Source organism: Planktotalea sp. (genome assembly GCF_049680325.1).
In the GTDB taxonomy this organism is placed as follows: domain Bacteria; phylum Pseudomonadota; class Alphaproteobacteria; order Rhodobacterales; family Rhodobacteraceae; genus Planktotalea.
Genome location: NZ_JBAUHO010000149.1, coordinates 1 through 23,119 on the forward strand (window position 1 = coordinate 1; position 23,119 = coordinate 23,119).

The 23,119-nt window shown below is 55.8% G+C and carries 20 protein-coding genes, 1 tRNA gene and 1 riboswitch; of the genes, 10 read left to right on the forward strand and 11 right to left on the reverse strand.

Annotated features, from left to right (window positions below; translation table 11 throughout):
• The first annotated feature begins 45 nt into the window (after positions 1–45).
• On the forward strand, positions 46–696 hold the full coding sequence (gene urtE, locus WBC85_RS06695; protein WP_424434239.1) for an urea ABC transporter ATP-binding subunit UrtE: 651 nt from the start codon (positions 46–48) through the stop codon (positions 694–696).
• 203 nt (positions 697–899) lie between these two features.
• Here urtE and WBC85_RS06700 read toward each other — a convergent pair whose 3' ends face one another.
• The 7 genes from WBC85_RS06700 to WBC85_RS06730 form a co-directional block, all read right to left on the reverse strand.
• Positions 900–3,176, reverse strand: a complete 2,277-nt coding sequence (locus WBC85_RS06700; protein WP_424434242.1) for a cytochrome P450/oxidoreductase — start codon at positions 3,174–3,176, stop codon at positions 900–902.
• Between the two features lie 298 nt (positions 3,177–3,474).
• Complete coding sequence (locus WBC85_RS06705) at positions 3,475–4,815, reverse strand: NAD(P)/FAD-dependent oxidoreductase (protein WP_424434245.1); 1,341 nt, start codon at positions 4,813–4,815, stop codon at positions 3,475–3,477.
• 1 nt (position 4,816) lies between these two features.
• A complete protein-coding gene (locus tag WBC85_RS06710; protein WP_424434248.1) occupies positions 4,817–6,367 on the reverse strand; it encodes a trimethylamine methyltransferase family protein in 1,551 nt (516 codons plus the stop codon).
• A complete protein-coding gene (locus WBC85_RS06715) occupies positions 6,364–7,842 on the reverse strand; it encodes an aldehyde dehydrogenase (protein WP_424434251.1) in 1,479 nt (492 codons plus the stop codon). Before WBC85_RS06715 ends, WBC85_RS06710 begins: the two co-directional genes overlap by 4 nt.
• Entirely contained in the window at positions 7,839–8,747 is a 909-nt protein-coding gene (locus tag WBC85_RS06720; protein ID WP_424434254.1) for a dihydrodipicolinate synthase family protein, read from the reverse strand. Before WBC85_RS06720 ends, WBC85_RS06715 begins: the two co-directional genes overlap by 4 nt.
• Positions 8,737–9,441 (reverse strand): GntR family transcriptional regulator, encoded by a 705-nt coding sequence (locus tag WBC85_RS06725; RefSeq protein ID WP_424434257.1) that lies wholly within the window; start codon positions 9,439–9,441, stop codon positions 8,737–8,739. Before WBC85_RS06725 ends, WBC85_RS06720 begins: the two co-directional genes overlap by 11 nt.
• Before the next feature lie 350 nt (positions 9,442–9,791).
• A tRNA-Lys gene (locus WBC85_RS06730) sits at positions 9,792–9,867 on the reverse strand.
• Positions 9,868–9,974: 107 nt separating this feature from the next.
• On the opposite strand from WBC85_RS06730, the gene dapF reads away from it, so the two are divergent.
• The 4 genes from dapF (at position 9,975) to WBC85_RS06750 (ending at position 13,360) form a co-directional block, all read left to right on the forward strand.
• Positions 9,975–10,796 (forward strand): diaminopimelate epimerase, encoded by an 822-nt coding sequence (dapF, locus tag WBC85_RS06735; protein WP_424434260.1) that lies wholly within the window; start codon positions 9,975–9,977, stop codon positions 10,794–10,796.
• On the forward strand, positions 10,793–12,046 hold the full coding sequence (mtaB, locus tag WBC85_RS06740) for a tRNA (N(6)-L-threonylcarbamoyladenosine(37)-C(2))-methylthiotransferase MtaB (RefSeq protein ID WP_424434263.1): 1,254 nt from the start codon (positions 10,793–10,795) through the stop codon (positions 12,044–12,046). The genes dapF and mtaB overlap by 4 nt, the downstream gene beginning before the upstream one ends.
• A 61-nt stretch (positions 12,047–12,107) precedes the next feature.
• A complete protein-coding gene (locus WBC85_RS06745) occupies positions 12,108–12,746 on the forward strand; it encodes an FMN-binding negative transcriptional regulator (protein WP_424434266.1) in 639 nt (212 codons plus the stop codon).
• A gap of 5 nt (positions 12,747–12,751) precedes the next feature.
• Positions 12,752–13,360, forward strand: a complete 609-nt coding sequence (locus tag WBC85_RS06750; RefSeq protein WP_424434269.1) for a glutathione S-transferase — start codon at positions 12,752–12,754, stop codon at positions 13,358–13,360.
• Positions 13,361–13,362: 2 nt separating this feature from the next.
• Here the strand turns inward: WBC85_RS06750 and WBC85_RS06755 are convergent, their stop codons facing one another.
• Positions 13,363–14,025 carry an outer membrane protein gene (locus WBC85_RS06755; RefSeq protein ID WP_424434272.1) on the reverse strand — a complete coding sequence of 221 codons (663 nt, stop codon included), beginning with the start codon at positions 14,023–14,025 and terminating at the stop codon, positions 13,363–13,365.
• Between the two features lie 239 nt (positions 14,026–14,264).
• Between WBC85_RS06755 and petA the strand changes: the two genes are divergently transcribed.
• The 3 genes from petA to WBC85_RS06770 are packed head-to-tail and all read left to right on the forward strand — an operon-like array spanning position 14,265 to position 16,998.
• Positions 14,265–14,843 (forward strand): ubiquinol-cytochrome c reductase iron-sulfur subunit, encoded by a 579-nt coding sequence (petA, locus tag WBC85_RS06760; protein ID WP_424434275.1) that lies wholly within the window; start codon positions 14,265–14,267, stop codon positions 14,841–14,843.
• Positions 14,844–14,858: 15 nt separating this feature from the next.
• Positions 14,859–16,184, forward strand: a complete 1,326-nt coding sequence (locus tag WBC85_RS06765) for a cytochrome b (protein ID WP_424434278.1) — start codon at positions 14,859–14,861, stop codon at positions 16,182–16,184.
• Positions 16,185–16,200: 16 nt separating this feature from the next.
• On the forward strand, positions 16,201–16,998 hold the full coding sequence (locus WBC85_RS06770) for a cytochrome c1 (protein ID WP_424434281.1): 798 nt from the start codon (positions 16,201–16,203) through the stop codon (positions 16,996–16,998).
• 57 nt (positions 16,999–17,055) lie between these two features.
• Here the strand turns inward: WBC85_RS06770 and WBC85_RS06775 are convergent, their stop codons facing one another.
• Genes WBC85_RS06775 through thiB form a run of 3 tightly spaced genes read right to left on the reverse strand, consistent with a single transcriptional unit; the run spans position 17,056 to position 20,244 of the window.
• Positions 17,056–17,751 (reverse strand): ATP-binding cassette domain-containing protein, encoded by a 696-nt coding sequence (locus WBC85_RS06775; RefSeq protein WP_424434284.1) that lies wholly within the window; start codon positions 17,749–17,751, stop codon positions 17,056–17,058.
• A complete protein-coding gene (locus WBC85_RS06780) occupies positions 17,744–19,291 on the reverse strand; it encodes a thiamine/thiamine pyrophosphate ABC transporter permease ThiP (RefSeq protein ID WP_424434287.1) in 1,548 nt (515 codons plus the stop codon). The genes WBC85_RS06775 and WBC85_RS06780 overlap by 8 nt, the downstream gene beginning before the upstream one ends.
• Positions 19,267–20,244, reverse strand: coding sequence for a thiamine ABC transporter substrate binding subunit (gene thiB / locus WBC85_RS06785; protein WP_424434290.1), 978 nt, complete (start codon positions 20,242–20,244; stop codon positions 19,267–19,269). The genes WBC85_RS06780 and thiB overlap by 25 nt, the downstream gene beginning before the upstream one ends.
• Before the next feature lie 43 nt (positions 20,245–20,287).
• Positions 20,288–20,388: riboswitch (TPP riboswitch) on the reverse strand.
• Positions 20,389–20,476: 88 nt separating this feature from the next.
• On the opposite strand from thiB, the gene aroC reads away from it, so the two are divergent.
• On the forward strand, positions 20,477–21,577 hold the full coding sequence (gene aroC, locus WBC85_RS06790) for a chorismate synthase (RefSeq protein ID WP_424434293.1): 1,101 nt from the start codon (positions 20,477–20,479) through the stop codon (positions 21,575–21,577).
• 9 nt (positions 21,578–21,586) lie between these two features.
• The gene (locus tag WBC85_RS06795; RefSeq protein ID WP_424434296.1) at positions 21,587–23,113 is read left to right on the forward strand and encodes a fused MFS/spermidine synthase; all 1,527 of its coding nucleotides are present in this window, start codon (positions 21,587–21,589) and stop codon (positions 23,111–23,113) included.
• The last annotated feature ends 6 nt before the right edge of the window (positions 23,114–23,119 follow it).

Sequence of the window (23,119 nt, forward strand, 5' to 3'; positions counted from 1 at the left end):
ATATGGAGTTTGTGCGCCGCCTAGATTGGATAGTGACGGTGCTCCATGAAGGGTCGGTTCTGGCCGAAGGCGCGTTTGGGCGATGTGACATGTGTCATGGGCACCAACGGCGTTGGCAAAACCAGCCTTTTGAGGGCGATCTCTGGCACGCATCCGCGCTCAAGCGGGGATGTTACGTTCGACGGCAAACCTTTGGGCCAGATGAACGCGCACAAGATGGCACAGATGGGCGTTGGCTATGTGCCCCAAGGGCGCGATATCTTCCCGCTACTAACAGTTCGCGAAAACCTGCAAACGGGGTTTTCCTGCCTTCCCAAATCAGAACACTTCATCCCAGATGAAATTTATCAGCTCTTTCCTGTCCTTAAGGAAATGCAGACACGTCGGGGCGGCGATCTATCTGGCGGCCAACAGCAGCAATTGGCAATTGCACGGGCGCTTATCACCAAGCCGAAACTGTTACTGCTGGACGAGCCGACAGAGGGCATTCAACCAAACATCATTCAGCACATTGGCGAAGTCATTCGCCTTCTGCGGGATCGCGGAGACATGGCAATTGTCTTGGTAGAACAGTACTTCGATTTTGCGTTCGATTTGGCCGATCGCATTGTTGTGCTCCGTCGCGGTGAAGTGATCGAAAATGCAGCCAAACAGGACATCGCACGCGAGCAGCTACTGTCCATCGTCTCGGTGTGATGTTGAACGCTGCTAAGTGGTCCTCGGGTTTTACAAGGCTTGGCACACAGGCATCGCCCTACATCTTCGATGGTCATCACAGGGCCAGTTCAGGGTAAAAAAGTCAGGATAGAGATTGCGCTGATGAACCTGTGCGCCGAGCCAACGACCCCTATGCGTACGGCATCATAAAGGCGCGGGGGCTGCACGAAATAGCTGCGTTCCTATAGCGCTAGTGCGATCTTGGCACCTTTGGCGCGCGAACAGCAGGTCATCATCCGCGTGCCTTCAGCGCGTTCCGCTTTTGAAAGCACGCGGTCACGATGATCTATTTCGCCCTCTGTCACAATCGCCTCGCAAGAGCCACACAGCCCCTCCTTGCAATCGCAAGCAATATCAATGCCTGCACCTTGCAAGGCCTGATGCAGGGTTTGATCCGGGCGCACCGAAAGTGTCAGGCCCGAGTCGCGTAGGTCTACCTCGAAACCGTGTTCGTTTTCGGGATCCAGCAGGTTCTCCGCGGCGCTGAAATGTTCGAAATGCAGACTATGTTCTGGCCAGCCCTGCGCCAGGTCTTCAAGCGCATTCAAAAGCCTTTCTGGCCCGCAAGCGTAGACAGGCCTAGCTGCGCTGCAATCCTTGGTGATCTGTGCCAGATCCAAACGGCGGCTTTCATCGCCCGCATAGACCATGAGACATTCGCCGTGATCCCGTTCGGCGCGCAGTAACAAAGGCATCGCATTGCGCGTGCGCCCTGCAAAGTGCAACTCATATGGGCTGCCCATCGCCTTCAAACGATCCGCCATAGCAAGTATGGGCGTAATGCCAATACCGCCAGCAATGAGCACATGGGTGTCCTCGGCCTCGCCCAGATGGAAATGGTTATGCGGGCCTGTGACACTCACCTTGGACCCTGTTTGCAGCGCATCATGGATATGCTTGGAACCACCGCGCCCATCCTCTTCGCGCAGAATGGCGAGCTGCCAGTGCTTGCGATCCGTTGCGTCACCGCAAAGCGAATATTTGCGCACATACGCGCCGACGATAAGATCGACATGCGCGCCAGCGCTCCATGCGGGCAAATCGCGGCCACGCGGATCTTGCAGGGTCAGATACATCACCTCACCGCGCGTTTCAGCACCTGCCACGGTAAGCTGACGAATGATCGATTGCTTTTCGGGCGGCCCAATCGGGAAATCCATCGGAGGGCGGATCACATCAGGGTTAAGTGCTGGATCCCACTCTACCCAAACCGCTTTGGGACCCCGAAACGAGATATTAGCAGGGAACTCAAAGCTCTGGTCTTGCTTCAGCTTGATATGCGGTAGGCGGCGCGTGAACTCATCCAGAAAAATCCGCATTTCCATACGACCGATGTTCTTACCCATACATTGATGGCTGCCATAGCCAAAGGTCAGATGATCCGCCGAGTTGTCACGGTACAAATCCAACAGATCGGGGTTCTCAAACTGCCGCTTGTCATGGTTGGCTGAGGCAGTCGCGATCAGTAGCTTGGCCCCTTCGGGAATCGCAACGCCGCCAATTTCCGTGTCCTGCGTCGCCTGTCTGCGCCACGCAGCAATCGGGCCGGAATGGCGCAGGCATTCTTCAACCGCATTGGGGATCAACCCCGGGTTTTCGACGATCTCATCCCAAACCCCCGGTTGGCTCAGCAGCATTCGGAACGCATTGGCAGAGGCGTTTGCAGTCGTCTCATGCGCCGCCACAAGGATCGCCATCATCATCGAATGCAGATAGGATTCCGTTACTATTTCTGGGTATTTCAAATGCTGGCGGATGCTTGTCTGCATCCATCCGGGCGCATCGGGGTTGGCTTTCATTTTTTCCAGAATGCGACCCGAAGCCTGCCAGAATTCACCTACTGCTTCGGCGACAGCCAGCTGTTCTTCCGGTTCGGGGCGCCCCCATGTATTGGTCGTATGCGCAACCGAGAATGATTTGAGATCTTCGATATCCTCTTCATCCACCCCAAGGAACTTCAGCGCCACTGTCTGGGGAATTTCCCAGAACATATCTGCGACAAGCTCGGCCTGCCCTTTTTCGATAAACTGATCCATCGCCTCACGCGTCAGCGCGCGCACCATTGGGGCGTGATGCTCTAACCGTTCGGGCAGGAAGTCCTCCATCAAAAGCCGCCGCCGCTCCATATGAGCAGGCTCGTCCTCGTTCACCAAGGTGCGGTTGAGCGCGTAGTCATAGCGCTTCAGGATTTCCATGGCCTCGGGCGGCGATGGCGTAATTTTCTCCAAAACGATTGAAGGCGAGAACAGGATATTGTCGCGAAAAACTGCCTTTACATCCGCATATCGGCTAACGACCCAATAGCCGAGTTTGGGATTATAAAACACCGGCTCTTGCGCGCGCGCCCAGCGCAGGGCTTCGGCTGGATCAAGACGAAACTCATCGCCAAAAGCATCGAACTGCTCGGCTTTTGCGGACATGGGGCATCCGGTTGGCGTCATTCCAGCTTGCTCCTGCATCCGAAGTTCCCTTTCCACAGCCTGCGTAATTGCGACGACCATGAGGCCGCAATTATTCAGGTAGAGTCAAGAAACCATCACATTCAACAAGCTGTTCTTCCAAAAATTCCGTTCTGTCAAAAGCGCATTCGAAATTTCATTTAACTGATTGCGAAGCAGGCGAAACCACGCGAATGGCTTTCTAGAAGGAACTGCACCATTCAAAGAGGTAGGTTTGAGAAAGCGGATTCTTGCGGCGGTGCCAATGGCCACTTTGTGCGTTGAAATAATCGGTCTAGACGATTTTCAATCACGATCATTATAGCTCGGAACCTGCCAAGTGTTCTTGCCAGCGCAGGATGGCATTTGCCCCGAGGCTTGCGATCAGGCGCGGCGGGAGGCGCGTGGGCGGCGCGACGGCCAATGCCCTGTCAAGTCTGTCAGAATGTGTTTGAGTTGCCAGCTCTGCGGCCAACAGTCCAGTCAAGGTACCGCGTGTTGTGCCCAATCCGTTTTGGCAACAGGCAGCAAACAGCCCGTCTTGCACTTCACTGACGACATTAACGTTGTTGCGGCTCAGACAAAGACGCCCGCCCCAACGGTATTGCATTTCGACTTGATCCAGCATCGGAAAACGCGCCGCGAACGAGCGGTCGTGATCCTTAGCGACAACATCAATGCGGCGCTGATTGACCTCCATCGAGGGATCAAAGGTAAAGCGGTTGCGAATGATTAGCCTATCACCATCATGTGCCTTGATGCGTCGCGCTGTAGTGCCCATCGGGTCAGCAGGTGTTAGCCCCCATTCGCGCGAACCGCCCAGAACCGCCATTTCGTCGTCGCGCAAGGGGCGTGTCATCGAGGCGTAGGTGAACACATGCATCAGCTGGCCCTTGAGATAACCAAAGCTGTTCAGGTGTCCATTGACTGCCAGAATAACCTTAGGGGCCGACACTGTTCCACCTGGTGTGGCAGCCTGCCAGGTTGTTGTCTTTTCAAGCGCAATCACCGGGCTGTTTTCAAAGATCGCGACCCCGGCCGATAACAGGCCCTGCGCGACACCGCGCACATAGGCTGCCGGCTGTATCATCGCTGTACCGGGCGTAAACAGGCCGCTGCGGTAGTAATTCGTGCCAGTCAGGGCGCGCATTGCTTCGGCGTCAAGCAGTTCGGAAGGTTCACCCATTTGCTCAAGGTGCGCGGCGTATTCCTGATTGTGGCGATCACCCTTTGCCGTTGCGGCGCCGTTAATTTTGCCGCTTCTGGCGAATACGTCGTGACCAAGGCCAAAGTCCTTCGCCATCGCCGCTGCAAATTCGATAGCGTGCCGGTTGTCAGCCGTCAGGATGACATCCTTCTCCAAGGCTCCACCATAATCCGAAGAAGACAGATCATGTGGCAAATCGATCATGAACCCCGAGTTGCGCCCTGCAGGGCCTTGTGCGACGCGGCTTGCTTCCAACATGACAATTCGATCAGACGGGCGAAGTTGCGTCAGCCTGCGCGCGGCTGAAAGCCCCGCAAATCCTGCCCCGATCACAATCCAATCGGCGATTACAGCACCATTGAGCGTGCTCACGGGCGCAGCATCGGGCAACAGTTCGTTCCAAGCGGCTGGCCCGGGATCAACGGGGAGCTTGCTGATGTGTATCTGGGACACCTTAGAAGCTCTGGTTCAGCGCATCTGCCGCAGGGATTTCGCGTTCGCGCCGCGCGATGTAGTCAAGCAATGCGTCGTTTACACCTGCATCAAGCTTTGGTTCTTCGTATTCCCCAAGCATCTGGCGCACCTGCTTGAGCGCACGTTCGGTTATCTCGACCGAGCCCTCGGCCTGCCATTGCTCGATGGAGTTGTTGTCAAACAGCTCCGGCATGAAAAACGCCCTTTGAAAATTCTCGAGCGTATGCGGATGCCCCAAATAGTGGCCCCCCGGGCCAACGTCGCGGACTGCCTGCATGGCGTCCTCAAAGTCGTCCCAGTTGACGCCTTGCGCCATGCGATATCCCATGGCGCATTGTTCGGCGTCGACCACGAATTTGGCCATAGAGCAATGCATTCCCGCTTCGTTCCAGCCCGCCGAATGCCAGATGTAGTTGGCCCCTGACATCAAGACGGCCATCATCGTGCTGGCGCTTTCGTAGCCCGCTTGTGCATCAAAGGTCTTTGACCCGCCAAGCGTGTTTGAGGTGCGCCAAGGCACATCGTAGAACCGCGCCATCTGGCCAATCATCATGTTCATCAAACTGATCTCTGGCGTGCCAGCCATTGGCGCGCCGGATTTCATCGAAACAGTCGCAAGGTAGTGACCGTAAATGGCAGGCATGCCCTTACGCACAACTTGACTATAGGCCAATGCGCTAAGCGCCTCGGCGTTTAACTGGGCAACAGTCGGCGCGACACTGGCAGGCGTATTCGCCCCGCCCAGCACAAAGGGAGAGCACAGGACTGGTTGGTTATATTGGCCAAAAGCGCGCAGCGCTCCTAGCATGGTTTCATCCCATACCAATGGGGAGTTCCCATTGATGTTTCCGGTCACAACCGGATGGGTTTGCATGAAATCCTCGCCAAATAAAAGCGCGCTCATCTCTAGCACGTCCTGTGCATTTCTAGGGCTGGTAGTCATGCCCATGAACGTTTTGTCGGAATGCTTCATCGAGGAATATGTGATCCGCAGATGCCGCTGGCTGATCGGATGATCGTAGGGTTCAACAATATGATGCGCCGAAGAGTGAAGCGCAGGCGACATATGGCTGAGCTTGTGGAAATTCGCCAAGTCCTCAAGGGTCGGGTTGCGCCGCACATCATCCAGATCGCGCACAAACGGTGCGCCCGTCATTGGCACGAAGATCGCATGATCCTTTCCAAACGGCAGGTTATTGGCCGGATTGCGCGCGTGATAGGTAAAGCTTGACGGGATCGACTGTATCAGTGAACGCACCAACGCGCGGTCGAGATGCACAGTTTCGCCGCGCACGTCAGCACCAGCGCGTCGCCAGTCCTCAAGTGCAATGGGGTCGCGAAAAACGACGCCGACTTGTTCAAGAATGTCCATGGAAGCGTTGTCAATCTGCGCGATACGCTCTGCTGACATCGGCTCGGTCAGTGGAATGCCCCGCTTCAACGCTGGCAGCATACTGATATCGCGCGTTTGGCGTATCGCTTTGCGGGCACCGCGTCCACGGCGCGTGGTCCCTACTGCATCAACGCTCATCCGATGTTATCCCCGCTTGCAGGGTCACTCAGATCGACCCAGATCGTCTTCAGTTCTGTGAACTGGTCATGGGCATGAATGCCGTTGTCGCGCCCGCCAAAACCCGATTGCTTGTAGCCGCCAAAGGGGGTTGCGATGTCACCTTCACCATAGCAATTCACCGTAACTGTGCCTGCACGGATGTCGCGAGCGGCGCGAATGGCCTGACGCGTGTTGGCCGTGAAAACAGACGCCGCCAGACCATAATTGGTCTGGTTGGCGATCTCGATAGCTTCATCGTTGCTGGCGGCCTCGATGACGCACAAAACAGGGCCAAAAATTTCCTCGATCGCTTTTGGGTCATCCTTGCTCACATGATAAAGGACCGGCGAAACATAGGGCCCTTCACCTTTGTCACCTGTTTCAAGAAAGCTGCGCACTTTGGCACAATGCTCCGCGTCGATCAGCGCGCCTATGTGGGTGGCAGGGTCGAGCGGATCGCCGGTTTTCCAATCGCGCAGGCGCGCTTCAATCCGTTCTATCAAAGCGGCTTTGACGCTTTTATGGACAATCAAGCGTGACGCAGCAGAACAATTCTGCCCTGCGTTCCAGAACGCAGCATTCACAACATGCTCTGCTACGTGGTCAAGGTTTTCGGCGTCGTCGAACACAACAGCAGGGTTTTTGCCCCCGCATTCCAGTACGATTTTCTTCAGGTTGCTGTCCGCGGCATAGTGCAAGAAACGCCGTCCCGTTTCAGTTGATCCGGTAAAGCTGACCATATCGACATCCATGTGACGGCCCAGTGGTTCGCCCACAGAGGGACCATCGCCGGGCAGCACTTGTAAGACACCGCGTGGCACGCCCGCCTCATGTGCCAGTTCCGCAATGCGTAGCGCCGTAAGCGACGTCTGCTCGGCAGGTTTAACAATGACACTACAGCCAGCCGCTAAAGCAGGCCCGATCTTCCAGGCCAGCATCATCAAAGGGAAATTCCACGGCAACACGGCCCCCACAACGCCAATCGGCTCACGCACGATCATCGATATTGCATCATCGCCTGTTGGGCTGGTCTGATCGTAGATCTTATCAGCCGCCTCAGCATGCCATTTGATGCAGTGAATCGTCTCAGGCACATCGATCGTTTCGCAATCCAGGATTGGCTTGCCGCTGTCCAGGCTTTCCATAACAGCCAACTCGCGGCGGTTGCGGGTAATCAATTTGCAAAGCCGGATCAGCACATCTTTGCGATCAGATGGATGCAGTTTTGACCAATGGCCTTGTTCAAAAGCCTCACGCGCTTTGCCAACTGCGAAATCAACGTCATCCGCATTACACCCGGATATTTCCACAAGATCTTTGCCCGTAGCAGGATTTATCGTCGCAAAGCGGGCACCGCGTCCTGCGCGATACTTCCCGTCAATGAAAGCCGTGCGCGGGAAGTCCAGACTTTGAGCAATGGCTTGGTATTCGGCCTGTGTCAGAAGATCACTCATAGCGTCTCTCCGGTGATGCTTGAAATGGTGGTGTTCATTGTGCGGATAACTTCAGCCAACTGGCGTTTGTCATCTTTGTTAAGCGGTTGAAGCGGCTTGCGCGGCGGACCTGCATCAATGCCGCGCAAGGTCAGGCCGTATTTGATGCACTGCACAAACTTTCCGCCCTGCTCGAGAACGCTCATCAAAGGCAGCATAGCCGACATGATAGCGCGGCCTTTGGTGAAATCGCCCTCAACAGCGCAAGCCTGATACAGGGCGATATGCGCTTCAGGTGCAAAATTCGATCCCGCGCAGACCCAAGAACGCGCGCCCCAAGCGAAGAACTCCAACGCTTGATCGTCCATCCCGCAGGACAGGGCGATGTGAGGGTAGTCCCGCGCCAGCATATGCACGCGATTGATATCGCCGCTGCTTTCCTTGATGGCGCAGAAGTTCGGCGAGCGCCCCAAACGATCCAGCGTTTCCTCGTCCATGTTCACAGACATGCGGCCAGGGTAGTTGTAGAGCATCACGGGCAGGTTGGCCGCGCGATCAATCGCGAGTGCGTGCAAGGCAATTTCGCGGCCCGTCGGATAGGCGTAGGGCGGCGTTGCGACAAGCAAGGCGTCAGCGTTGTTCGCCTTTGCGGCTTGGGCAAACATGATGCTGTCTTCTGTCCGGATTGCGCCAGTCCCCACAATCATCGGAACGCGGCCCTGTATCAAATCGGCGCAGCGCTCCATCATCCAAAGGCGCTCTTCGGCGGTTTGGGCATAGTATTCGCCAGTTGATCCAGCAACGATGATGCCGTGAACGCCTGCTGCGATCAAATGTTCAACTGTTTGCGCAAGCGCCTCTTCATTGCAGGAAAAGTCGTCGTGATAAGGCGTGATGATCGGGGTGTAGATCCCTTCAAACTGCATGGCGGCGGTCTTTCATTGAGATGACATCAAGGGGAAGCGGGTCTGGACGAACATATTTTTCGATCTGGTCGCGCGACAGATCCCAGTGCTGCAAGGTCAGATCAATCATAACCGCGGCTTCCTGTGCTTCGATCGCACAAATCATGGCCTCGTGCTGGGCGATGGATTTGGCAATTCGGTCTTTGTCTGCGCCTGATTTGGGACGGAAAAAAGTCTGGCTGAAACGCGTATGGTCAATCAGCATGCGTTTCAGGCTGGCCATCAGATACGGGTTCTGTGCCATTTCGCCGATCTGTTCGTGAAACTTGTGGTTCAAAAGAGCGACACTACCCGTTTCACCGGCATGGATCGCCGCCACAAAACTGCGCTGCGTCTCTTTCAGGTGCGAGAGTTGCTCGCTCGTGCGGCTTTCGGCGGCTTGGCTGGCTATGGAACAGTAAATCAGCGGTGCCGTCTGAAAGAACACGCGCATGACCGATAGATCCATTGACGCAACTTTAGCGCCGCGGTTGTCTTCCAGCCGGACATAGCCATCGCCAGACAAGCGATGAAGCACTTCACGCAATGGCGTCCGGGAAATACCGTATTCCTCTGACAGGCGTACTTCATCCAGATCCGAACCCGGCGCAATATCTTGCGACAGGATCCGGTTACGCAAGTCAGACGCGCAAAATGATTTCTTGTTAACAGGCATTGCCGCGCTCTCTTCATACATATTGTGTACATAGATAATGCACGAGCAGCTGTTAAAGAATAGCCCTAAAAAACGCCTTCTTTAGACTTGGTTTGGTTTAGCCCCCCAAAACCGAACAAACCCTCCAAGGCAAAAAACCCGCAAACGCCATTGCCCGTTGCCGACGCTCTCTACGAAGCAGCAACCCGCTTTGTTCATCTGCGCACTGCTTTAGATAGTATCACCCAAGCAATATCCCATCGAAATCACGTTCCGTTTGGCAAGACCAAGCTCGTTGTCAGATTCGACTGGACTACAACCAGACACAATTCTGGTTTCAGACTTGATTTGGTTGTTATTAAGAGAAAAAATGGTGAGCCGTGATGGGTTCGAACCATCGACCTACTGATTAAAAGTCAGTTGCTCTACCAACTGAGCTAACGGCCCACTGAGGGCGGTATCTAGAAAGTGCAGCCCAGCGGGTCAACCCCGAAAATCATGTAAATGTGCACAATGTCTGGATTCATTTCCGCGGCACCTCTATATGCGCGAATATGGCAAGCCAGACTGGAACATCCCTGCCGTTCATGAAGATGCATGGGCTAGGCAACGACTTTGTCGTTTTTGACGAGCGGGCAAGCGGTCCGCTGGTCACTCAGGCGTTGGTGATTGCTATGGCAGATCGTCATTGCGGCGTCGGGTATGACCAGCTTGTCGCGATTCGAAGCCATGCAGAGGCCGATATCGAATTGGTGTTCTGGAACGCTGACGGCAGCATTGCCGGCGCGTGCGGAAATGCGACGCGCTGCATTGCTGGCTGGGAACTTGCGCGCAGGAAAGCGGTTGCTTTGAATATCCGAACCGAGCGTGGGCTCTTGCACGCAGTTGATGCAGGAAATGGCGATATTGAAGTCAACATGGGCCAACCCTTGATGCGCTGGGATGAAATCCCGCTGGCGCGTGAAATAGACACGTTAGAACTGCCTATAGAGGGTGCGCCGACCGCCACAGGCATGGGCAATCCGCATTGTACCTTTTTTGTGGACGACGTTGAGGCCATTGATCTTGAAGCTTTCGGGCCAACGATCGAGCACCACCCGCTTTTCCCCGAACGCACGAATGTCCAGATCGCGCAAATCACCGGTCCCAACCAGATTCGCATGCGGGTCTGGGAACGCGGCGTGGGGATCACGCTGGCGTCTGGATCATCCTCCTGTGCTGTCGCGGTCGCCGCAACACGACGCGGTTTGATTGATGGCCCAGCAACCCTCCAGCTTGATGGCGGCGAGATTCGTATCAAGATTGCGCCCTCGGGTGTCTTGATGACAGGCGCATGGGCACATGTATTTGATGGGCATTGGCGGGGCATCAGATGAACGCCCCCAAGTTCACTACGCTAGGCTGCCGCCTGAACGCCTATGAAACCGAAGCCATGAAAGAGCTATCGGCCGAGGCTGGGCTGTCCAATGCAGTCATCGTGAATACATGCGCCGTTACGGCCGAAGCTGTACGAAAAGCCCGTCAGGAAATTCGCAAATTGCGGCGCGAAAATCCCGATGCGCGTTTGATCGTGACCGGATGTGCGGCGCAGACCGAGCCCGAGACATTCGCTGCAATGTCTGAAGTTGACGCAGTCATCGGCAATACAGAGAAAATGCAGGCCAACACATGGAAAGGGCTGTCGGCGGATTTTATAGGTGAAACCGAAGCGGTGCAGGTCGATGACATTATGTCGGTCACGGAAACCGCTGGTCACTTGATCGACGGATTCGGCACACGCAGCCGCGCTTATGTGCAGGTCCAGAACGGCTGCGATCACCGCTGTACGTTTTGCATTATTCCATATGGCCGCGGAAATTCCCGTTCTGTGCCCGCTGGCGTTGTGGTTGAACAGATCAAGCGGCTTGTCGGCAAAGGCTACAACGAAGTCGTGCTGACAGGTGTTGATCTCACCTCTTGGGGTGCCGATCTTCCGGCGGAACCAAAGCTGGGTGATCTGGTGATGCGCATTCTCAAGCTGGTGCCCGATCTGCCGCGCCTTCGGATCAGTTCGATTGATTCGATCGAAGTGGATGAGAACCTGATGCAGGCCATCGCCACCGAACCACGCCTGATGCCGCATCTCCATCTGAGCCTGCAAGCCGGCGATGACATGATCCTCAAACGGATGAAACGTCGCCACCTGCGCGACGATGCCATAGCGTTTTGCGAAGAGGCCAAGCGCCTGCGCCCTGATATGACTTACGGCGCCGACATTATTGCAGGGTTTCCTACCGAAACAGACGCGATGTTTGAAAATTCTCTCAAGCTTGTTCAAGAGTGCGATCTGACATGGCTGCATGTGTTTCCCTATTCAGCGCGTCAAGGCACGCCTGCAGCGCGCATGCCCGTTGTAAACGGTAAGGCCATCAAAGAGCGCGCTGCGCGGCTGCGCGCCGCAGGTGATGCACAGGTGGCGGCGCATTTGTCGGCACAACAGGGCAAGACCCATCACATCCTGATGGAGAACGAACATATGGGGCGCACCGAGCAGTTTACCGAAGTGACGTTCGCGCGCGCCCAAACTGAGGGCCAGATCGTAACAGCGCAAATCATCGGCCAGAACGGATCACAACTGACTGCCTAGGGGTACAATTCTTTTCACAAAAGGAATTGCAAATCCTTGCGCAAAGACTTTTGCTGCGCTCATGCATCCGAACCCGATCTTTCGCACTACCGACGCCAAGCACAGCCTCGCCTTCGCCCGCGAGCGTAGCTTTGGCACGCTTCTTATAAACGCTGAACCAACCCCCCTGATCGCACATGTGCCGTTTTTGCTGAGCGAGGACGCGGATTTCGCCGGGCTTCATTTGGTGCGCTCCAATCCCATTGCCCGCGCGCTGAAGAACGGGGCGATGCCTGCTAAGTTATCGGTCATGGGGCCTGACAGCTACATTTCGCCTGATTGGTATGAAGTCGCGGATCAGGTGCCGACATGGAATTACGTTGCCGTGCATTTCGAGGGCACCTTGGAGCTAATGCCCGACGATACTTTGCGTGATCTGATCGCCTATCAAAGCGCCCATTTCGAGCAACGACTTACGCCCAAGCAACCTTGGATCGCTGAAAAGATGAGCGACGGGGTGCTGGAAAAGATGATGCGGGCAATTTCCCCTGTTCGCCTCACAATTACAGAAATGCAAAGCACTTGGAAACTTGGCCAGAACAAACCCGAACCCGTGCGCAGGGCCGCGGCCAAACAAGTTGCCAAGAACGGTATCGGTCATGAAACCCAAAGCCTTGCGGCGCTGATGGACAGCCCGCCAAAACCGGATCAACAGGAGTAAGATAGATGAAACTCGCTTATAGTCCCGCTTCGCCCTATGTGCGCAAAGTCATGGTTATGCTCCATGAAACAGGCCAACTCGATGATGTAGTGCTTGTTGAGGGATCTGGCACACCTCTTACGCCAAATGCGGAAGTTGTGCAGAAGAACCCGCTGGGAAAAATACCCGCGCTTGAGCGGCCGGACGGCGCAACGCTTTATGACAGTCGCGTCATCTGCGCCTTTCTGGATGCACGTGCGGGCGGCAAGCTGTACCCGAGCGGCAATCGCCGCTGGGAAACATTGACGCTTGAAGCAACTGGCGACGGCATCATGGATGCGGCGCTCTTGATGACCTACGAGGGCCGCTTGCGCCCTGAAGAACTGCGCATGGCAGCGTTCGTCGACGGTCAGTATGGCAAGATCGAAAGCGCTTGCAATGTCCTGAACACGCGTTGGATGAGCCACCTTGCCGGACCGCTTGATATGGGCCAGGTGGCAGTTGCCTGTGCGCTGGCCTATGTGGATTTCCGTCATGGACACCGCGACTGGCGCAAAGGCAATGACGCGCTGGCAGCTTGGTATGCCGAGTTCAGCCAGCGTCCTGCGATGCAGGCAACGGCACCAGTTGGATAAGATCAGAAACTGAAGCTGACACCGATATTGATCGCATTGGTGATGATATCGGTGTTCAGGCTGCCACCTGCTGGCAATTTTGCTTTGTTGGAAGAATAGGTGAACTGATATTCACCAAACAAAGCCCAACTGTCAGACAGATCATATTTCGCACCAGCCGTAAGACGGGCAGCGGGACCAGTAAGCTGGTAGCCTAGCGAACGATAGCCATTTGCCGATGTCACATCCACATGCGGAATTGCGATACCAATGCCTGCGCCGACATAAGGTGTGAAAGGTCCAAACCTATCGTTCCAGCGCTTGGTCACGTTGAACGTCAGAATATTGTGCCCGTCGGTGAATTCCATTCGGTTAAAACCGATTGCAGAACGTTCGGCGACTGGCGCGTAAACTTTCGCGTGTGTCAATTCGATACCAAAGCCAAGATCAGGGCGCTGCCACCAGGTCGCGCGCGCGCCATAGTAAGGGGGCGGCGCAAAACTTTTGCCCTCCCAGCCAATCAGCGCGTTGTAGCGGGCACCCGTGCCTGGATAGGCACCGGACACGCGGCTATGAGGCGACGATTGTGAGCCGCCATAAATGCTAAGCTCCATTTCAGCGGCGGCAGGCGCTGCAACAGCGGATGTGATGGCCGTGCAAGCCAAGGCTGAAAGAATTTTGCGCATCTGAACGTCCTCGATAGCGATTATCTGATTTTAGCTGTTCGCTGCGCGCAATTACACCCTAAAGTGTGACCTCACAACCGCGACACATCGGCGCTAATTACATTCCGATGCTTTGCTTGCTGGACGAGGGCGCAAGGGGGCGCTAATACCGCATCGAACCGGCTGTAGGGATTCCTGCGGCCTGACGCGTATTTGCCGCCTAAAACACAATTTGGTGGCCCAGATATGGAGAGAACCTCGTGTCCCACGCAGACGATCACGAAGGCACCCGTAGGGATTTCCTCTACTACGCGACAGCAGGTGCTGGCGCAGTAACCGCAGGTGCCGCTGTTTGGCCCCTTGTAAACCAGATGAACCCATCGGCAGACGTGAAAGCGCTCTCTTCGATCCGGGTTGATGTGGCTGACCTCGCACCGGGGACACAGCTGACGGTAAAATGGCTAGGCAAACCTGTCTTTATTCGCCGCCGCACCGAAAAAGAGATCGAAGAGGCAAACGCTGTCGATCTGACAACGCTCATCGATAACGATGCACGCAACGCCAACCTGCCAAACGGCGGTGACGGCAGCGACAGCAACCGTTTCCTTGCTCCGCCAGAGAGCGAGCTTGAAGGCGAATGGCTGGTCATGATGGGCGTTTGTACGCACCTTGGCTGCGTTCCGCTTGGCGATGGCGCTGGTGATTACCACGGCTGGTTCTGCCCATGCCACGGCTCACACTACGATACATCCGGCCGTATTCGCAAAGGTCCAGCGCCTGAGAACCTTCCGGTTCCGCCAGCGGCTTTCGAAGACGCTTCAACAATTAAACTCGGTTAAGGGAGAGGCTAAGAAATGTCTGGAATTCCTCACGACCATTACGAGCCGAAGACCAAAGGTGAAAAGTGGGTTGAATCCCGCCTTCCCGTGATTGGTTTGCTCTACAATACAATCATGATCCCCACACCCAAGAACCTGAACTGGATGTGGATCTGGGGTATCATCCTGACTTTCTGTCTTGCTTTGCAGATCGTCACAGGCATCGTTCTTGTGATGCACTACACACCTCACGTCGACATGGCGTTTGCTTCTATCGAGCACATCATGCGTAACGTGAATGGCGGTCACATGATCCGCTATCTGCACATGAACGGTGCATCGCTGTTCTTTATCGCTGTTTATGCCCACATCTTCCGTGGCCTGTACTACGGTTCATATAAAGCCCCACGCGAGATCACATGGATCATCGGTATGCTCATCTATCTTCTGATGATGGCGACTGGTTTCCTTGGTTACGTTCTTCCATGGGGTCAAATGTCCTTCTGGGGCGCAACGGTTATTACCGGTCTCTTCGGCGCGATCCCCTTCATCGGCGAAGGCCTGCAGCAATGGCTGCTGGGTGGACCTGCTGTTGATAACGCGACGCTGAACCGTTTCTTCTCGCTGCACTATTTGCTGCCATTCGTGATTGCTGGCCTTGTGATCGTTCACATCTGGGCTTTCCACACAACGGGCAACAACAACCCAACAGGTGTTGAAGTGCGCCGCACGTCCAAAGCGGATGCTCAGAAAGATACGCTGCCATTCTGGCCATACTTTGTAATGAAAGACCTTTTCGCGCTTTCATTTATTCTGGTCATCTTCTTCGCAGTCGTAGGTTTCATGCCGAACTATCTGGGTCACCCCGATAACTATATCGAAGCGAACCCACTTGTGACGCCTGCGCATATCGTTCCAGAATGGTACTACCTGCCGTTCTACGCGATCCTGCGTGCCTTCACGTCCGAAGTATGGGTCGTTCAGATCGCAAGCTTCGTAACTGGCGGCATCATCGATGCGAAATTCTTCGGTGTTCTCGCGATGTTCGGTGCGATCCTTGTGATGGCGTTGGCTCCATGGCTCGACACATCTTCGGTTCGCTCTGGTCGTTACCGTCCGATGTTCAAGTGGTGGTTCGCAATCTTGGTTGTCGACTTCATCTTCCTGATGTGGCTCGGTGCCATGCCTGCGGAAGAGCCATATGCAACCTTCTCGCTCATCGCGTCTGCCTATTGGTTTGCTTACTTCCTGGTGATCCTGCCGCTCTTGGGTGTGATCGAAAAACCGCTGCCACTGCCTGCAACAATCGAAGAAGACTTTGCCGCCCACTATGGCAAGTCCGACACGACGGCTGCTGAATAAGAAAGGACTGAGGATTATGTTTAAGAAACTCAGCATCGCGGCAATCGCCGCCCTGACACTCTCATCCGGCGCGTTCGCGGCGGGTGGCGGTGAGCAGCACATCGAAAACTTCGATTTCTCGTTTGAACGTCCATTCGGTAAGTTCGACCAGAACCAGCTGCAACGCGGCCTTCAGGTCTTCACTGAAGTTTGTTCGGCCTGCCACGGCTTGAAGTACGTCCCAATCCGCACGCTCGCGGATGACGGCGGCCCTCACCTGCCAGCCGATCAGGTTCGTGCCTACGCAGCGCAGAACTTTGAAGTCTACGACGAAGAGCTGGAAGACACGCGTCCGGCAACGCCAGTGGATCACTTTCCGGAAGTCACCGGCGCTGGTGCACCTGACCTGTCCATGATGGCAAAGGCGCGCGCTGGTTTCCACGGTCCTTACGGCACTGGTATTAACCAGATGTTCAAAGGCATGGGTGGCCCTGAGTATATTGCGTCCTTGTTGACCGGCTACACAGGCGAAGAGAAAGAAGAAGCAGGCGTTACGCTTTATGAAAACCACGCCTTCCCGGGTGGTTGGATTTCCATGGCTCCGCCACTTGCTGGTGAAGACGTCGAATATGCGGATGGTCACTCTAACGATCTGCATCACGTTGCGATGGACGTTTCTGCCTTCCTGATGTGGACTGCTGAACCAAAGATGATGGCGCGCAAGCAAGCGGGCTTTATCTCTGTCTTCTTCCTGACCATTCTGACTGTTCTGCTCTATCTGACGAACAAGAAGATCTGGGCACCGATCAAAGGCAAAGGCCGCAAGGAAGACTAATTCCTTCGTCCAAAGTATGAAAATATGACCCCCGTCCGAGCAATCTGGCGGGGGTTTTTATTCGCCCAGATAAGCGCGCAACGCGTCAGGCGGATTAGCGAGCAGCTTGGACGTTTCAACAGGAGCATGCGCCCGCGCGTCGGCAACAAGGATCGCATGCTGGCATATCCGCTTTGCATCACTTGGATCGTGGCTGACCATCATCACCCCTGCACCCGTCTCATCACAAAGCTGCGCAACGAGATCAAGCATCTCGATCTTGAGCGCAGGGCCAAGTGCTGCAAAAGGTTCATCCAGCAGGATCATCGGTTTGCTCTGCACCAGAACCCGTGCAAGGGCCGCGCGGCTTTGCTGGCCCCCAGACAGTTCCGAGGGTTTACGCCCACTCATTCCACCCAATCCAACAGAGCTGAGTGCGTGTTCAACACGCTTCAATTCGTCCAAACTCAATCGCAAGGACGGACGCAACCCAAGGCCTATATTCTGTGCAACATTCATATGTGGAAAAAGGTTGTTGTCTTGAAAGAGCACGGAAAATGGACGCTTGGCAGGCGCTTCTTCAGTGATATCCACACCATTCCAGCGGATGCGCCCGCGCGCAGGTTTCAGAAACCCTGCCAGAGCCATCAGCAAAGTGGATTTGCCCGCGCCTGAAGGACCAATCACCGCAACGCGCTGATCCGGTTCAATGCGCAGATCGGCGTTCATGGAAAACGCGCCCTGTTGCAACTCAATATCGCTTAGTTCAAGCATTTCGCCGCCCCCATGTGTCACAGATCCAAAACGCGCCGAATGACATCAGCGCCAGTAAAAGCGACGCACCCGCAGCTGCATCCATTCGATAAGCGCCCATAAGCCTGTATATTTGCAATGGCAGGGTCGCTTCATCCGCCCCTGCAAATAGTGCCACAACGCCCAAGTCCCCCATCGACAAAGCCGCTGCCAAGCCGATTGCGAATCCCAGTGGCGCACGAATGCGCGGCAGGATCACAAGCCGTAACATCGCAAATCGCGACAGTCCCAAGCTCATCGAAAGCCGTCCATAGTCGGCGCAAACATCCTGCACGGCAGGAATGAGAACCCTTAACGCGAAGGGCATCGCCATCACGGCATTCAGGCAGGCGGTCACCATGACTGTCCAATCTTGTGGCGCTGCAAACGGAAAAATCACGATGAACAATCCCGTTCCAATGACCAGTGGCGACGCTGCGATCGCAAGCAAACCAACACTTTCGATCCACGCAAAACGTACCGCCGCCAGCGCGATCGACACGCTTAGCGCAAAAGCAAGGCAGGCAGATAACAGTGCGAGCTTGATCGACAGCCCTGCTGCGCCCCAAACTTGGGGCGGCAATTCAGGCAAGGCACCAAACCCTCGCGCGGCCACAGCGCAGAGCGGCACCAAAAGGAAAAGCGCGGCTATCGTGATTGTTACCGCATCAGCAGAACGTGCGCGCCAGCTATTTCCATCCCATCGCACCGACACGCGGTCCAATCCTTTGCCAAAGCCGCCCCGCCCTTGGCTGGCCCAAAGCGCCACCAAAGCAGCGCTGCCTGCCAGAACCAGTTGCAAGGTCGCCAGCAACGCCGCTTTGCCAAGGTCAAAATCAAATCGGAACGCCTGATAGATGGCCAGTTCCACCGTCGTCGCGCGCGGCCCACCGCCTAGCGTTAACGCGACGGCAAAGCTCGACAAACAGATCGCGAAAATGATTGCAAACGCCCCGGGGACTGCGCGCTTCAGCATCGGCCATTCAAGATGTCGCATCATATCGCGCGGGGAAAACCCAAGCTGCGCCGCAAGGCGAAAGCGTTCAGCGGGAATGGCCGCCCATCCCTGCAAAAGGATCCGTGTCGCAAGTGGCAAGTTAAAGAAAACATGCGCCAGGACCACGCCGTGAAACCCGTAGACCGGGATCGCTGGCAGGCCAAACAATTCAAGCCCCTGCGAGATCCAGCCGGATCGCCCGAAGACCGCCAATAGCCCCATCACAGCAACGATAACTGGCAGCAAAAAGGGAGCGCCGAGAAGCGTTATCAATACGCTTCGCCCGACGAACTGTCGTCGGCTCAAAGCGCGCGCGACTGGAATGGCAAACACTAAACTGAGCAAAGCGGACACGAAAGCCTGGCTCACGGTGAACTTGACAGCGGCCCAATCGCTTGCGCCCAGCTGTCCTGCATCTGGCGCATTCCACGTAACTACGCCCAGTGTGCCGAAGATCAGGGCAGCAACAAATGCCGCTGCCCCGACCCCGAACCACGGGTTTATTTGCTGAGCGCTATGAGCCATTCAGCCAATGCCGCATCACGGACTGCAACAGCGTCCGCAGCAGGAACCAACAGGGATTTCTCAGGGAGAACGAGTGTTTCAAATCCCTTTGGCAAGCCATCTGCCGGCGTCACAGCAGGATACATCCAGTTGGTCGTCGGAATGATGGTTTGAAAGCCTTCACCAACAATGAACGCAAGGAATCTATCCGCCAATTCGGGTTGATCGCTGGACGCCAATTTGCCTGCGACTTCGATCTGCAAATAATGGCCCTCTTCAAAGGCCGCCGCAGCGTAGCCCGCGTCTTCTTCAGCAATCAAGTGATAGGCAGGCGAAGTCGTATAGGACAGCACCATGTCCGCCTCACCTTCAAGGAAGAGGCCATATGCCTCTGACCAGCCTTTGGTTACAGTTACGATGTTGTCGGACAGGCTTTCCCAGATCGCAGAAGACTCATCGCCATACGCAGCCTTGACCCACATAAGCAAACCAAGACCGGGCGTCGACGAGCGCGGATCTTGAATAACGATCTTCAGATCGCTCTCGCCTAGCGCCTTCAAACTATCTGGCGCGTCCAGCCCGTTCTTGTGAACGAAGGCAAAATAGCCCCAATCATAGGGAACAAAATTCTCGTCGTTCCACTCAATCGGCAGGCTATACTCTGCGCTGACGCTGTGCGGCGCAAAGAGCCCTGTTTCCATCGCCCCTGCTGTCAGGTTTGTATCCAAACCCAAAACAACATCCGCATCTGTGCGCGCACCTTCCAGCTTGATACGCGCCAAAAGCGCTGCGCCATCACCTGCGCCAACGAATTTCAAATCGCACGCGCATTCAGCTTCGAACGCTTTTTCAACCGCGGGGCCAGGGCCCCAATCGGACACAAAGCTGTCGTAAGTATAAACAATCAATTCAGGCGTTTCTGCCGTTGCCATAGTGGCCGCAAAAACACCCGCGATACATCCGAGATACTTCATAGGTATCCTCCAAAAAATGTAGGCGGGCGGATGGATTGGGTTGGAAATATGTCCAGACCTTCCCTCCGCCGGTCCTAACCGGTTCAGGTTCAACGGGTCATGCAAACGCATATCTCAGCCAAAAAGGCCCCCCGAGGTAGGTTTTAGTTAGGCCCCGTGCAGAGCGAAGTCCAGCGAAATCCCTTGAGAGCAGCGCTCTGCCTCGGTAACAGGGGCGCAAAGGAGCCTACCTATGAGCCTAAACACATTCGGTCACCTCTTCCGCGTCACCACTTGGGGTGAAAGTCACGGGCCTGCCTTGGGCGCAACGGTCGATGGTTGTCCGCCGAATGTGGCTATTGACGAGGCCTCGATCCAGCAATGGCTCGACAAGCGTAAACCGGGTACCAGCAAGTATACCACCCAGCGCCGCGAGGCGGATGAAGTGAAGATCCTCTCTGGTACCTTCGAGGGGAAAACCACGGGCACGCCTGTGCAGTTGATGATCGAGAACACCGATCAGCGCTCTAAAGACTATGGCGATATCATCGAAAAATTTCGCCCGGGTCATGCGGACATAACTTACTATCAGAAATATGGTAATCGGGACTATCGCGGTGGCGGGCGCTCGTCTGCGCGCGAAACGGCCGCGCGCGTTGCCGCTGGTGGGCTTGCACGCGCTGCCCTTCAAACACTGGCACCGCAGGTCGAGATTACAGGCTATATGACCCGCATGGGCGCACATGAGATTGATCGAGGCAACTTCGATTGGGATCAGATCGAACAAAACCCCTTCTGGACCCCCGATGCCAAGGCCGCTGAAACGTGGGCAGATTATCTTGATGGACTGCGTAAATCCGGCAGTTCCGTTGGTGCCATCATAGAAGTCGTTGCGCGCGGAGTGCCCGCGGGCCTTGGCGCGCCGGTCTATGGCAAACTTGACACGGATCTCGCCGCAGCGATGATGAGCATCAACGCCGTAAAAGGCGTCGAAATCGGTGAAGGCATGTCGGCTGCGATGCTCACAGGAGAGTTGAACGCAGATGAAATCACGATGGGCAACGACGGCCCGCGCTATAGCTCGAACCATGCGGGTGGTATCCTTGGCGGTATCTCCACGGGGCAAGACATCGTCGTGCGTTTCGCGGTGAAGCCGACCAGTTCCATCCTGACGACGCGCAAAACCATTACCAAGTCAGGCGAGAACACCGAGATCATCACAAAGGGTCGTCACGACCCCTGCGTCGGCATTCGCGCTGTTCCCGTGGGCGAAGCGATGATGGCCTGCGTGATCCTCGATCACTTGCTGCTGCACCGTGGTCAGATCGGTCAGAACCAAGGCACAATTGGCTAAGGCCGAAAGATGACGAAACACATCGCCCCTGCACTTATCCCCCTTTGGCTGCTGATCTTTTTGCAGGCGGGCATTTCAGCCTCCAGTCTCGTGGTCGAAATTGTAGCGGGCCGTATGATCGCACCCTACGTCGGGATGAGCCTTTACACCTGGACCTCTATCATCGCTGTGGTGCTTGCAGGCTTTTCTGTCGGGCATTGGTGGGGCGGCAGGATAGCTGCACGCGAAACTACCGCTGCGCTGCGCATCACGGGTTGGACGATGATTGCCGCCGCGTGCACGACCGCAGGCGCAACGCTGCTCTTGCGCGCCTTTGCAGGTCCAGTCGTTGAAAGTATTTCACACCCATTGGCCGCTATCACGGCGCTCAGCACGCTTGCATTCTTCCTGCCCTCGCTCTTCGCGGGCGTGCCGGCACCGGTCCTGACGGTCGCGGCCATGCGCGGGCGGGATCAATCCGAACAGGCCCTTGGGGCGATGTTTGCAGCGGGGGCCATTGGCGCGATAGCGGGCACGCTACTTGCCGGGTTTCTGTTTGTCCCTTGGTTCGGATCGGTCACAACGCTTTTGGTGATAACCGCTGTTTATGTGTTTGCAGCCTTGATTTGCTTCACCCTCGGCAGAGCATCATCGCGCGGCTATGTTGCCTCCCTCGCAGGGATCGCGATCGCAACAGGAACGGGATACGCCGCGCTGCGCCTACCCGCTATTTGCGATAGCGAGAGCAGCTATTATTGCATCCGCACGGTGTCCATGTCAGACGATCCCAACAACGCTGTGCGCCTGATGGTCGTCGATCATTTGGCCCACGGCATTAGCGCGCAGAACGCGCCGCGTGTGATGTTTACCGAACACGCCGCGATGCTCGACGCTTTGCCACGTATGCGCATGGGCCGCACTGAATTCAGCTCGTTTCATATTGGCGGCGGAACCTATTCCGTTCCGCGCGCATGGGCGGATCGCGGAATAAGCGATATCGTCGTTGCCGAAATTGATCCCGAAGTGACCAAAGCAGCGGTAGAGCGGTATTGGTTCGATCCAACCACAACCTCCGTTTTGCATGAAGATGCGCGCCTTGCCCTAAGTCACAGCGAAGGCGAATTCGATGTCATCGTTGGCGACGCCTTCACCGATATCGCAGCCCCCGAACATTTGGTAACGCGCGAGTTCTTCGATCTTGTCTCCGATAAACTGTCCGCGGACGGGGTTTTTGCGATGAACCTGATTGACAATGTAGACCGCCTTGATGCGCTCGGCGCTGTGGTCATAACGCTGCGCGCTGTCTTCCCAAGTGTAGAGGTCTGGACCGCGTCAGGGCGTCCTGAAAAGGGCGAACGCCGTGTCTTCGTTTTGCTAGCCAGCGCGCAAAACAGCCCCGTGTCCTCGATCGAGACGCTTGCGCCTGATCCGATCCGTTTTCAGGTGCTCGGCACCTCATTTATCGACGCGGTGTTACATAGGGCGAACGCAAGGGTGCTCACCGACGATCACGCGCCTTTGGCGTTTCTTATGGGGTTTGATCCCGCCGTCGATTGACTGCGG